Below are 12,286 nucleotides of genomic sequence, written 5' to 3'. Positions count from 1 at the left end.
AAAGGTGCTCACATGAGGAACGTTTTTTCTCCGCGAACTCCGTTTAAATCCTGCTGTAATGCGCCCAAGAGCGTTTTTAATCTATTGATCAAATAGCCGATGAATTCTCCACGCCCCAACGTTCTGTCAAAGACCGTTGGGGGCAGAAATCGGCGCATTTCCGCATCGAAACGCCCATCACCTACACTCTGCTCTATATGCTGTAGCCGATGCGCTAACAACTCATTATAATTTGGTATGCGGTAGTCCTGTATTTTCTGGCGGATCAGATCAACATCATAAGAGGCGTTCTGCTGGAGCAACCACGGTAAATCCCAAATATCACGATAGCGAATGTATTTTGTTGTGGCGACGAGGGCGATGAGCTTGTCACACATCACTTCATTAAGCGTTTCGCACATCACCAACGTATCAGCGTACCCATCGGGTAAAACAGCATAGTTGCGCGTTAGCGCCATGGGTACTCTTGTGTAGGCAGGAATATTCGCAACCTCAATCTTAATGCGTTGCTTTGGCATATCACGTCTTTCTGGCGCAGTGGTGATGGACACCTGCCATTTATCGATGCGAATGTCCTCATAACCCGGCTCATAACGCAATTCATTAGGCTCTTTTACGCTGACCTGTAAGCCGTACCGCTCCCCTATATAATCCTCAATGCAGATTTTTATGTTCTTTAAATCCGCACCGGAAAATGCTACACCTCCGGCAAAATCCAGATCCTCGCTGAATCGATTACCGCCGTAACACAACCTTAAGGATGTACCGCCCTGAAACGTCAGGTTTTGCAACAACCCTGCATTATCCAGACAATAGAGAATGTCGTAGTGTAAAAGTTCTTTTTCCACCACGTTGCGCAAGCCTTCCCGTTCAGCGGATGCCATGGCTTTGCTGACCAGTTCGGCAAAGTTAACTTTCTGATTCATGGTATAGCTCCGACTCATCGATCAGATGCGTATTGCGCCCGACACGGCGTAAGTCCCTTACGGCGGTTTTCTTCGTCGCCTGCCGCAACGGGGAATCACCAAAATAAGTGTCCTGTAAAATTTGCTCTGGTGGCCGCTTGGTGTGGGTGAACTCGATCACGCCGAACGGCGTTTTATGCTCTTCTGAACGCCCCGTCGTCATTACGGTAATTCGGCCAATTGGGATTTGGGAAATCACGCCATATGCTGATAACGCTGATTCTAGGCTAAGATAGTTATACTCTCCCCGACGCAGCGCTAACACGATGCGTTCAAGCGTATAGGCATCTTTGCTTTTGGCATGGTCATAGACGTACACGCCACGAATGGCGCGGATGAGAATGCCATCTTTCACCAGCCGATTAAGCCCGGCATTGAACGCTCTGGTGCTATCGTCATGGAAAATTTTGGCTAAATCGCGGGAGGTAAAGACATAACGCCCGCTGTTATCGAATGCGTTTAAGCGCTCAATAGCTGTCATTCTGTCCATCATCAAGTCCACATAAAAGCCACACATCTGTGTCATTAACGTATACTTGAATGGGAACAACGCGTCAAGTTTGCATGAAAACCACTTAAAGATAGTATTCATGTTTACTTAAATACATTTCGCTCGCATATTCAATGCAACGTATATCCCAAACCCATAAAGCCAGGATTTAGCCAAACTACAAGAGTCAAGGTACCGAATATCTGCTATCAGTTTGGCGTTCCATGCATGAATACATTTCAGGCAGAGGTGGATAACAACATCGCCGAGAATGCGCTGCGGCTGGTGAATCTGGGGCGAAAAAACTGGCTGTTCTTCGGTTCCGATCATGGCGGTGAACGCGGTGCGTTGTTGTATGGCCTGATAGGCACATGCCGGCTGAACGGGATAGATCCAGAGCGTTACCTCAAACAGGTGCTCGGCATCATCGCTGACTGGCCGATTAACAAACATGACTTCCTTAAATATCGTTTCCCCACCTAACAAGCGCCTCTTCAACTATCCCCACAGGCAAAAATTCCTGCTCCAGACGACCACGCGATAAGTGGGTTAAGTAGCGATAAAGATCGGCCTCTTCATTCAGCAAACCATCGGGTATTGCTTCCTGTGCTTTTACCGGTTCAGGAACGGCGCTATGGCTAGCATATTGCTCAAACAACTCACGGTTCATGAGCAGGCCATCAAGCGTCGGACGACAGCGCCTGGCTCTCGCCAGCATCAGTAGCCCCCAGCTATCCATGTCCCCCCAATAGGCAACGCGCTTTTCATCCAGGACAGAGCTGGATAACCATTGCACGTCAAGGCCGCACCCTAAAATCGCGATAGTGTCAGATAACGCAGGAAGTTGATGCAGACACTGTTCATTTTCAATCACCAGCACACGCGACGCGGGCAATGTCGTTTCCAACAGTTCCGCCGTCGTCACCCGGCATTTTTTAAAAGGAAGCAAGCCCGGCGATAGTGGCACAACCAGAACCCAGTGGCTGGACTCATCAAAAGCATCAAGAAAGGTGGTTAATCCCTGCTCGCTGGCTTCGCCGGAAAAACGCACGTCCAGCAGTCGGGTTAATAATGAAATATTATTCTCGATAAATTTGGTATCCACCCTTTGCCCGGAAAGCAGCCTTAACGGCAGTCCTTTTGCACAGCCAGGCTCTGCCTGGCGGCGCTGATGATGTCCTGCGGGCCTTTGTGCCGCCAGAGCGAACGATGGCTGACCAACAGCGGATGAAAAATGGGATCAACCTGCTCAATAATTCTCTCCAGCAAGTGAAATTCCCGACTCACAGTCGCATCTGCCGCTGCGCTGATCCAGTCAGAAGGGCCATTCATGATCCAGCGTAACGGCATTGATATCGGTCCGTCGCTCGCCCGATAACTGACCTCTTCCCATTCAACACGCCCAACTGCGACTTGCCGCCATAACTGCACGTGTTGTAAAACGCGCTGAGCCTGTTCTGCGAATATTTTCGCGGAAGGTTTGCCAATGGGCAGGCAGAGCGGCCAGTTAGCGGGTGGAAGTAAGCGCTCTGCCCGAAGTTTGGCGTTATCCCACTGCCGGGCAAGCTTTTCTCGCAGTTCATCAGGAGAATACATTCTACGCATTCTCCCGTCGCTGGTAGTGTTGTTCAAGCTCTTCCCAGCTCAGCGAAGCCATATTTGAATCCTGACCGCGCCGATGTACGACAATCGCCGACCGGGTATGGTCACGCAGCAGGCGCATTTCCTTATTAGGGGTGATAAATACCGCATGTAAGCCAAATTCTCTAAGCGCGGCAATGATCCTACCCGCCACAGCATGAGAGCTGCGGGAGAAGGCTTCATCAAGGATAATGGTGCCGAAAAGCGGATAACGGCTCCCCGCAGGACAAAGCGCATAGCTAAGTGATGCGGTCAACACGTAAGACGCGATAATCTCCTTTTCTCCGCCGCTACCGCCCTGCGAGCCGGTACGTGACTCAATCACATTTCCGCTCTGACGATCCATCACCGATACGGCGAACTCCAGACGAAAACGGGGATCCAGCAGCGCCTTCGCCCCCAATGTTCGATTGCGTTCACAGGCATCCCGCAGTTGCGCCACCAGCACCTGCAAAGCCTTATAATGGCTCTCGCCGTTATCATCAACAAACCGGGCGGCATTTAGCTGACGTTGCGCTTTTTCAAGCGTGCGCAGACTTTCATGGACAACTTTTTTGGTATCCAAACGCAGGTAGCGATCCGGCTGAAAATCGACCCTGAACATGGTTTCATTGAGTTCGCTGAGTCGTGCTTCAATCACCAACACCTCATGATCGATATGGCTGAGCAGTTGCGTTACGCCGTCGTCAGATGAACGATTCAGATAGTCAAGGAACCGGTTAAGCTTTTCCGGCAGGGCTTCTTCTGTCAGTTCCTGCAAACGCTGTAAATAGACAGGAATATCATCCAAATCAGCCCCAGCCTCAACCAGCGCCCCGGTATCCACACGTTTGGCTTCAGACATACGTTTGGTCAACTCAATGTTCAGTCGATGCAGTTCACCTTTGACCCCCTCAATTTCTTGCTGAATTCCCCGCTCATGCTGACGTTCCAGATCACGAATGTCAGGCAGTTGCTCCAGAGTCGCCACAGGAAAATGTGACGCGCACAACTCTCGCTCTTCATCCTGCATACCTTGTTGCGCGGTTTGCTGGGCCTTACGTTCTGCGGCCCGGGCTGAGGTGAGCTCGGTATCCAGCCGGTTAGTGACTTTATTGGCGGCTCTGAGCTGCTTATCGAGTTCAGATTCAACAGTTTGAGCCTCATCAAGTTTTGCTTTCGCTATACTGGCGTCAGAATTCGGGCGGATCAGATTCTCCAAGCGCTCCTTGAGCGCCTCCAGTTGGCTCTTTGCGCCGGGAACATCAATGCTATCGAAATCAATTTGTTGTATTTTCTGGAATAAAATGGCCTGATTTTGCAAAAGCCCTACCTCGCCTTTCGCAAACTCTAATGCCGCATTTGCAGTTTTAACCTGCTCCTGAAGCGCGGCAATTTCTTTGGCAAGGAAGTTCAGGCGATCGCGGTTATCGAATCCCGTTAGCCAGTCTTCATCAAGGCGTTTCTGATCCTGCTTGTCATAAAAACGCTGTTTCCCAGACATTAACCCCTGAACCGTCATAGCATGAGGTGTGTCACGCAGTTGTTCAGGGCTGTCAACACAATGCCTGTCGCTTTCTGCCAGTAATGCTTTGACAACCTCTCGCCACGGATGATCTTTCCACAACAGCTTGCGGGTAAAGCCATCCACCAAAAACCCGACGGGCGAGTGCGGTACTTTGACTTCCAGTAGCCGCACATGCAGACGGTTGTTGCGTTGGTTTACCCAGTGCAGAGCTTCCTGTGCAGATTCAGGCGCAACAAGAATGCGCAGCCTGTTACTCCCGACTGCACGCTCAATCGCACCACGCCATTGCGCCTCTTCCTGTTTAACCTGTATCAGTTCAGCGACGAAAGGCAGTTCAGACTCATCAACGTTCAGCGCTTTTGCCAGCTCGCTGCGAAATGCCTGATAATGCGCGGGAAGGTTAGAATCCGGACGACGCGCGATCTCGGCGCATTCGGTTTCCCGTTCCAGAAGTTCTTCGGTAATGCGATGGCTGAGCGCGCCTTTTTGATACACCTCTTCCTGCTTCAGCTTTATATCATCGGCAAACTGCTCACATCGGGCCTCGGCTTCATGCTGATTCTCCTCCAGCTGTGGTTGGCTCAGATCAGGCGGCAGTCCAAGATTGCGGGTCAGCTGTTGATACTGGCGTGCCAGAGTCTCTCGACTGCCGAGCGTTTTTTGCCAGTCCTTGATACGCGCGTTCAGTTCATCAATATTGGCGCCACCGACCTGGAGATAGCGCTGCATACAATCGTTAAGTAGAGCGTATTGCTTTTGCAGATTTTTCAATGAACTGGCGATACGGCGCAGCAGCCCATATTTGGGCTGTGTGTAAGGATGAAATTAATAGTACCCAACGCGAACCAACAATTCTGCCACTACCAAAAGATCGACGTTTACGTTGTTTGAGTGATATGGAAATGCCACCACCCCTACAAACGCTAGCCGTTAACACTGGAGCAACCGCAAAAACTATCAGTCGCATTATGATGAAAGAAACAGGGCTCAACTATCAGCAATGGCGCCAACAATGGCGACTGTTTAAGGCGATTGAATTATTAGCCGAAGCACAACCGATTTCTGAAGTGGATAGTTTTCTAGCATTTTCCAGTGATAGTGCTTTCACCACCTTTTTTAAGAATATGACTGGGAGTACTCCTCGCACCTATATGGGGCAAAGGAGATGACCATATAAAAAGACTTACCCCATCATCAATATACTTATCGTGAGCAGAAGTATCTCTGGGAGATACTGGGGTTATTACCCTTTTTTATTACGATGCCACATTATTTTCTTCCTCTAATCTAGTCAGAGTATCGATAACATTCGCGTGTTTTGAGATAGAATCCCAAGCCCCATGAGCGACAATCTTTCCTTTATCTATGACAATAACTTTATCAAACCGATTCAAAATACTCAGATCATGGGTAACGCAAATCACAGCATATTGTTTGAGATGTTGCATGAGAAAATGCCATATTCCTTCAGCCCCTTTGGTATCCACAGATGATGTCGGCTCATCGAAGAAATTGAACTTCCCTGGATTGCAAAGGATACGTAAAATAGAAAGTTTTTTACTTTCCCCTCCAGAAATCCCATTAGCGTCATGATCAATAACTTTATCTCCACTCCAAATATATTCAATAGAAAGAGAACTAAAATAGTCCTTAACATTCGTTGGTAATACCTTACCAAAAAAAACCGCCTCTTTGACAGGTCCAACAGTGAACTTGGGTTGTTGAGGAGCATAGCGAATAACAGACAAATGGTCTTCCTCTACAATATCATCGAGTAATATCTCATCAAGAAAAACCTTAACACCTTCTTTATTTTTATCAACCCCAACAATTAATTCTAAAAAGGTTGTTTTCCCAGAACCACTGGGGCCAATAATGGCTATTTTATCCTTTGAGTTTATGACAACGTCATCCTCAATCGTTAATACCACCTCGCCATATCTACTATAAATAAAAGGTTTAACAACAATAGAGTGACCACTCTTATTTAAATCGATCCTTCTTTTTTTATTTCCCTTAAAAGTTCTGAATGATAATACTTTTTCGAAGCTCTTTTTATCAGAAAAAAACTGATCACCCACTCTATATGATTCAGCAATTGAAAAAAAATCATTCAATAGCATCGTTGATAGTGTGAACAATGATACAAACTCTCCAGCAGTTATCGATTCAGATAAAAAATAGCCACTCATGATGCCATATACAATGATGGCAGAAGTCGTAATGGTAAGAAACAATATTTTCGCTGATACTAAAAGAGAACCCGAAAAGCTAACCCTGATAGCACTCTTCGCATATTCTTCCAACATGGCGTTTAAGGGTTTTAGCGCAGAATCGTACGCTTGTTCAAGTTTAATGCTTTTTGCCGCCAATAACGTATTGGATAGTACGCCTGTTTGTTCATCCTCTATCTCATTGAGCTGATCTATATGCCTCCTTCTCCACTTTATTATTTTATGCGTGATATATAAATATATTGATGAAAAAGAAAAGATGAAAATTAAAAAGTAAAAATTGGAAATTTTTATCAACCAAGCGCTTAGAATGATGAGTTCGATGATCAACGGTAATAACACACTAAAGAAATATGTTATGATTTTTTCGTAAGCAAGAATACCTCTTTCGATTGATTTTATTAATTTCCCTATATTCAGAGAGCTAAAAATCTCAAAGTCCTTTTTAAAAATTTCTCCTATCCAATTTATAGAGAAAAAACAAAGCGTATTCTGTACAAATCTTGTCAGAAAGGTTATTTGCAAAGGAGAAAAAACCGCATTAAAAACCCCTATAAAAGCAAAAAGAACAAGATATTGTGCTAATGTATGATATCCATTCTCATGCCCTATAAAGGTAAATTCATCCACAATTCTCCCTAAAATAATAGCGGGTAGTGTTGATGAGATCTTCACTAGCAAGATGAGAGCCAACACCATGATAAATCTGATTTTTTGTTTTTTTATCGCCGTAACAAGATCATTCACTGAAGTTATCCCTTTACTCACTCATTAACAATTCTCAATTATGCAAATAGCATCTATGCTTATCCCTCTCGTATCCTCGAAAATTAACTCATATCTTTTCTTCCCATTATAAACACCTTCCCTTATTATTCTAACATTGGTAAATACCTGCAATTTGATTCCTTATTAACACTTGCCTTTTTTTTGCAGCAAGTCAATAGAATATATAGTTATTCCATTATTATCATTTGCATATATGTAAAACACATATGCGTGTCACTGTTCGCTTGAGTCAGATCATAGCTATATAATTAAGTTAAAATTATATGAAATAAAAATTCATTGTTGTTGTATGTATCAGGTATTGCCCTCACTAATTTTACTCAGTAATAGTGAGGACAACGCCCGGTCGGAGAACTCACACCCGATCAGTTAGTCGTTGCCAGATAGTACTTCTTTATTGGGCCCCTTCCCTCCTTTAATGACTTATTCTAAGGAAGGCTTTCTCTGCATTATCCATTAAGCAACCCTTTCAGCAATTCCCGGCTCTGCCCCAAAGCGTCAACCTGACAATCGATCAACACAAGCTGTTCCCGTATTTTGATTTTCAAGGTGTCACAGGGAGTAGCGCCCGCACGCACTTCAGCGCACCAGGAATACAGACTCTGTCGACTTTGATGGCTGTACCGAGCTATGGTGGGACGATATGGAGTCGCATCTTGCAGCCCGGAAAACAGAGAACGGCTTACGCGCGCTTCAGGAGCTTATTGAGGATGAGCGTAAATTCGTAGATTTAGCACATTCACAACTCTGGTATGGCGAAGAACGGTGTGTGATTGCCGGGTAAAAAACCCATGAATGAAGATAACAACTTGTTATTTCCGCTTAGCCTTTCGTGGACTATGCTTAGCGCTATCATCAGAAAAGGAAAGCACAGCATGCAATTTATTACCAGTAAAGAACAGGACGATAAGAAAGAAGCGGACTCCGCCAATACAAGCTCCCTCATGCAGCAAAAGCTGCTGGATGCGCGCTCGATCATTATCTCCGGTGAAGTGAATCAGGCGCTGACCGAGAAGGTCGTTACCCAGCTTCTACTGTTGCAAAGCATCAGCGATGCGCCGATAAAAATCTATATTAATAGTCAGGGGGGACACGTTGAGGCGGCAGACACCATCCATGACATGATTAAGTTCATCAAACCGGAAGTCCATATTATTGGCACCGGCTGGGTTGCCAGCGCCGGCACCACCATTTTCCTTGCGGCTAAAAAAGATCACCGTTACGCGCTGCCGAATACCCGCTTTATGATCCACCAACCTTTGGGCGGCGTGCGCGGCCAGGCTAGCGATATTGAAATCGAAGCCAAAGAAATCATCAGGATGCTCGATCGCGTCAACCATCTGATTGCCGATGCCACCGGCCAGCCTGTCGAGAAAGTGAAACAGGATACCGATCGCAATTACTGGATGAACACCCAAGAAGCGATCGATTACGGAATTATTTCCCGCGTGGTGAAAACCTACGGCGAGCTAAATCTGGATTAAGCCTTTGTTTATTTCTGGAGGATTCAGTCGCGATCGTCGACCAACACTGAATCCCCAGAAGCCGCATTAACGACAAGAAGCGACGGTAGAAAACGTTGCTTTAATTTCAGACAACGGAGGCATAGTAGGATTCGCCTCTTTGTAAACGCCGCTATCAAACCAATCATCGACTTCGCCAAGCGCGATGGGTTTATCCGTCCACCAGGGTTTAAAAACGCCACTTATCAGTTTCATGGTGATGCTTTCTGGCGTGGTGGCAGTAATCTGCCAGCAACCGTCACCTTCCCCTTCAGCCGCTCCCGACAGAAAGCGGTTTGATTTTTCATCCCAACGGTGAGTTTGGCGGACAAAATCACCCACTTGCCAGTCGGTTGCCGCCTGAGCGGGAAATTGACAAAACAGCAAAATAGCGCCAGTGATAAAACCTGCTTTAAACATCTGGTTATCCCTCTCCACAATGAAAAACACCCTACTGATACTTTGGACTGCCCCTATGCCGATAACCGGGATAGCAGCGTCCACGATAAGGTATTACTACCACGCAACCGGTTTACTGGCGGCAACCATCGTCCCCCTTCCCCCCGATTCGCCCTACTACAGCCATTTGGCATCTTGCGTGAAGGAGATGGTCAACCAACGATGGGGGCCATCTTCGCCGATGGATTGCGCAATGTCATCGCGAATCTTATCAAATTTTCGCACACCGCTGTTTGCCATACTCTCGGGAATGACAATATGGATTTCAACAAATAAGCCACGCCCGATACGCGTCGCATAGTTTGAATAATCCAGAAAACCATATTCCAGCGTTAACTGTGCCATGATAGATTCAATTTTACAGTCGAGGCTGTCCGGCGTCATTTGTAGAATTTCCCGAACGGCGGACAGAACCGTTTTCACCGGGACGGGAATTAATAGTAAGGTCAGAACCGCCAGTGCGAGAGGATCGGCATAAACAGTAAGGTATTCGTAGCGAGTGCCCTCCATCAACCAGGAAATTATAAAAGCAAATAACAAAGCGCTACTGATACAGGCAGACATTAGCCAGCTTTTAGTATCCAGCGCGATCAGTTCTGATTTGATTTTTTTGTTCAGTCGACGCTGTGTGAAGTAGAGCACAAAACAAAAGGTGCTGATAGTAATCGCATAGGCGATAGCCCAGCCAAGTTCTAATTCGCGCCCGCCGTCAATGATCCCTTTGATGGCATTAACAAAGGCATATAAACACAGAATAACCAACAGGCAACCATTAAATGCCAGAACCATCGGTTCAACATGCCAGAACCCGAATTGGAATCGACGACTATGGGGCTGCCCCAACAGTCGAGAGACTAATAAAGAGAGCGAACACATTCCGGCATCCAGGATGGAAAACATGCCGTCAAAAATAATCGATATTGATCCGCAAACCAGGCCAACAACGATCCCCGCACTTGCAATAAAAAAGGTGCATAAAATTGAACGTTTAAGGACTTTCTGCTCTATCTCGGTGCTGTGTGACGCATGATTTTTGGGGGGAGTTGCCGTTATCATTGTCATAGTCTTATCCACAAATGAGCGTTGCGATGGAAAACCAGAACGTGACTCACCGTCAAGTATACAACACTCTCTTTTGGCTCGATGTTTGGGCCGCTAGCCCCCTAACATTGCAGGAGATATAACGATAATCATGGCAAAAATAACCGTTTCGATGGTCGAAGAGATTTTACATCTCATCGGCGGAAGAGAGAATATCATTCTCTGCGGTAACTGCATGACCCGGCTGCGACTTACGTTAAAGGATCGCCAATTAATCGCGCTAGACGCGCTGAAAAAAATACCTGGCGTCCTGGGAGTGGTAAATGGCGACGATCAGTTGCAGGTCATTCTTGGCCCCGGTAAAGCGCAAACCGCCAGTGAGATGATGAATGCGCTACTGATTACCCCTTCCCCAGCGGCAGCCACGGGTGAAACAGCGCCCGATTTACGTCAATTGGCAAGCCAAAACAAACAGCAGATAAAAGCCAAGCAGAAAAGCGCAGTACACAACTTTCTAACCAAGTTTGCCACGATTTTCACGCCGCTTATTCCAGGCTTTATTGCGGCAGGTTTATTACTGGGAATTGCCACCTTATTACAGCAAACGCTGGTAGTAGAAGGTGTCGCGCAGGCCGCCTGGTTAAAAAGCCTGATTGCTTACATGAAAGTGTTTAGCATTGGTTTGTTTACTTTCCTTAGCATCCTGATTGGTTTTAATACCCAGAAGGCTTTTGGCGGAACGGGGGTCAATGGTGCAATCATTGCTTCCCTGTTTATCTTGCGCTACGTGCCGGAAGGCACTACCGGCTATTACGCCGGGATGTCGAATTTTTTTGGTCTGGCCATCGACCCGCGCGGAAATATTATCGGCGTATTACTGGCGTGTATGCTGGGTGCCTGGGTAGAAAAGCAGGTGCGCCGCATCATGCCTGACAACCTTGATATGATCCTCACCGCCCCCCTGACGTTGCTGATTACCGGCGCGGTAACCTTTGTCGTTATCATGCCCATCGGTGGCGAACTATTTAAAGGCATGTCATGGCTGTTCCTGCACTTAAACGGCAACCCGTTTGGCAGCGCCATTTTGGCAGGCTTATTTCTGATTGCGGTGGTTTTCGGCATCCACCAGGGTTTTGTGCCGGTCTATTTCGCGTTAATGGATGCACAAGGCTTCAACTCCCTGTTTCCCATTCTCGCCATGGCAGGCGCCGGGCAAGTCGGGGCAGCGCTGGCCCTTTTTGTTCGCGCTGATAAAGGTTCTCTGTTACGTACGCAAATCAAAGGGGCCATTTTCCCAGGTCTGTTGGGCATTGGTGAACCGCTGATTTATGGCGTTACGCTGCCACGTCTGAAACCTTTTGTGACCGCCTGTTGCGGTGGTGCCATGGGCGGTTTCTTTATTGGTACGGTGGCCTGGATGGGATTGCCGATCGGCCTGAATACGGTGTTCGGTCCCTCCGGTTTGGTCTCCATCCCGTTGATGACATCGGCACAGGGCATTTTTGTCGGCATGGCCATTTATATTGCTGGCCTTATCATCTCTTATATTACTGGGTTTATTTTAACCTGGTTATTCGCCAGCAAAAATGTTGATTTAACCTGATGCGTTATCTGCCCCTCTCTTCGCTCAAGAGTTATTGTCGGGAGAGGGGTATTGT

At 46.9% G+C, this 12,286-nt stretch carries 9 protein-coding genes and 3 pseudogenes; 5 read left to right on the top strand and 7 right to left on the bottom strand.

The window, feature by feature from the left end; genetic code table 11:
• Nucleotides 1-8: 8 nt before the first annotated feature.
• Both J5069_RS13345 and abiEi read right to left on the bottom strand, forming a co-directional pair.
• Nucleotides 9-926 carry a nucleotidyl transferase AbiEii/AbiGii toxin family protein gene (locus J5069_RS13345; RefSeq protein WP_264644326.1) on the bottom strand — a complete coding sequence of 306 codons (918 nt, stop codon included), beginning with the start codon at nt 924-926 and terminating at the stop codon, nt 9-11.
• Complete coding sequence (gene abiEi, locus J5069_RS13340; RefSeq protein ID WP_264644385.1) at nt 910-1,455, bottom strand: type IV toxin-antitoxin system AbiEi family antitoxin; 546 nt, start codon at nt 1,453-1,455, stop codon at nt 910-912. The genes J5069_RS13345 and abiEi overlap by 17 nt, the downstream gene beginning before the upstream one ends.
• A 243-nt stretch (nt 1,456-1,698) precedes the next feature.
• Here abiEi and J5069_RS13335 point away from each other — a divergent pair.
• Nucleotides 1,699-1,938: pseudogene (locus tag J5069_RS13335) on the top strand (transposase domain-containing protein); the annotation flags it as partial.
• Here J5069_RS13335 and J5069_RS24230 read toward each other — a convergent pair.
• Together J5069_RS24230 and J5069_RS24225 are read right to left on the bottom strand one after the other, a co-directional pair.
• Nucleotides 1,916-3,051: pseudogene (locus J5069_RS24230) on the bottom strand (Wadjet anti-phage system protein JetD domain-containing protein). The pseudogenes J5069_RS13335 and J5069_RS24230 sit on opposite strands and share 23 nt — an antisense overlap.
• Nucleotide 3,052: 1 nt before the next feature.
• Nucleotides 3,053-4,399, bottom strand: a complete 1,347-nt coding sequence (locus J5069_RS24225) for an SbcC/MukB-like Walker B domain-containing protein (RefSeq protein ID WP_319801679.1) — start codon at nt 4,397-4,399, stop codon at nt 3,053-3,055.
• A 974-nt stretch (nt 4,400-5,373) separates the two neighbouring features.
• On the opposite strand from J5069_RS24225, the gene J5069_RS13315 reads away from it, so the two are divergent.
• Complete coding sequence (locus tag J5069_RS13315) at nt 5,374-5,772, top strand: helix-turn-helix domain-containing protein (RefSeq protein WP_264644323.1); 399 nt, start codon at nt 5,374-5,376, stop codon at nt 5,770-5,772.
• Between the two features lie 87 nt (nt 5,773-5,859).
• Here the strand turns inward: J5069_RS13315 and J5069_RS13310 are convergent, their stop codons facing one another.
• Nucleotides 5,860-7,584: an ATP-binding cassette domain-containing protein gene (locus J5069_RS13310; protein WP_264644322.1), complete on the bottom strand. Its 1,725-nt coding sequence runs from the start codon at nt 7,582-7,584 to the stop codon at nt 5,860-5,862.
• 622 nt (nt 7,585-8,206) lie between these two features.
• On the opposite strand from J5069_RS13310, the pseudogene J5069_RS13305 reads away from it, so the two are divergent.
• Together J5069_RS13305 and J5069_RS13300 are read left to right on the top strand one after the other, a co-directional pair.
• Nucleotides 8,207-8,410 (top strand): annotated as a pseudogene (locus J5069_RS13305) (EthD domain-containing protein); the annotation flags it as partial.
• A 91-nt stretch (nt 8,411-8,501) separates the two neighbouring features.
• Nucleotides 8,502-9,110 carry an ATP-dependent Clp protease proteolytic subunit gene (locus tag J5069_RS13300; protein ID WP_264644321.1) on the top strand — a complete coding sequence of 203 codons (609 nt, stop codon included), beginning with the start codon at nt 8,502-8,504 and terminating at the stop codon, nt 9,108-9,110.
• A gap of 66 nt (nt 9,111-9,176) precedes the next feature.
• On the opposite strand, the gene J5069_RS13295 is transcribed toward J5069_RS13300, so the two are convergent.
• Complete coding sequence (locus J5069_RS13295) at nt 9,177-9,548, bottom strand: hypothetical protein (RefSeq protein WP_264627557.1); 372 nt, start codon at nt 9,546-9,548, stop codon at nt 9,177-9,179.
• Between the two features lie 156 nt (nt 9,549-9,704).
• The gene (locus J5069_RS13290; protein WP_264627560.1) at nt 9,705-10,643 is read right to left on the bottom strand and encodes a cation diffusion facilitator family transporter; all 939 of its coding nucleotides are present in this window, start codon (nt 10,641-10,643) and stop codon (nt 9,705-9,707) included.
• 136 nt (nt 10,644-10,779) lie between these two features.
• On the opposite strand from J5069_RS13290, the gene murP reads away from it, so the two are divergent.
• Nucleotides 10,780-12,231 (top strand): PTS N-acetylmuramic acid transporter subunit IIBC, encoded by a 1,452-nt coding sequence (gene murP / locus J5069_RS13285; protein ID WP_264644320.1) that lies wholly within the window; start codon nt 10,780-10,782, stop codon nt 12,229-12,231.
• The last annotated feature ends 55 nt before the right edge of the window (nt 12,232-12,286 follow it).

Source organism: Candidatus Symbiopectobacterium sp. NZEC127, assembly GCF_025962675.1.
Taxonomy (GTDB): domain Bacteria; phylum Pseudomonadota; class Gammaproteobacteria; order Enterobacterales; family Enterobacteriaceae; genus Symbiopectobacterium.
The sequence above is the reverse complement of the archived record's forward strand: the minus strand, read 5'-3'. Positions and strand labels throughout refer to the sequence as shown.

Excerpts from the sequence above, each read along its gene's own strand:
- J5069_RS13345 (WP_264644326.1), bottom strand. The coding sequence starts at position 926 with ATGAATCAGAAAGTTAACTTTGCCGAACTGGTCAGCAAAGCCATGGCA.
- abiEi (WP_264644385.1), bottom strand. The coding sequence starts at position 1,455 with ATGGACAGAATGACAGCTATTGAGCGCTTAAACGCATTCGATAACAGC.
- J5069_RS13315 (WP_264644323.1), top strand. The coding sequence starts at position 5,374 with ATGAACTGGCGATACGGCGCAGCAGCCCATATTTGGGCTGTGTGTAAG.
- J5069_RS13300 (WP_264644321.1), top strand. The coding sequence starts at position 8,502 with ATGCAATTTATTACCAGTAAAGAACAGGACGATAAGAAAGAAGCGGAC.
- J5069_RS13295 (WP_264627557.1), bottom strand. The coding sequence starts at position 9,548 with ATGTTTAAAGCAGGTTTTATCACTGGCGCTATTTTGCTGTTTTGTCAA.
- J5069_RS13290 (WP_264627560.1), bottom strand. The coding sequence starts at position 10,643 with ATGATAACGGCAACTCCCCCCAAAAATCATGCGTCACACAGCACCGAG.
- murP (WP_264644320.1), top strand. The coding sequence starts at position 10,780 with ATGGCAAAAATAACCGTTTCGATGGTCGAAGAGATTTTACATCTCATC.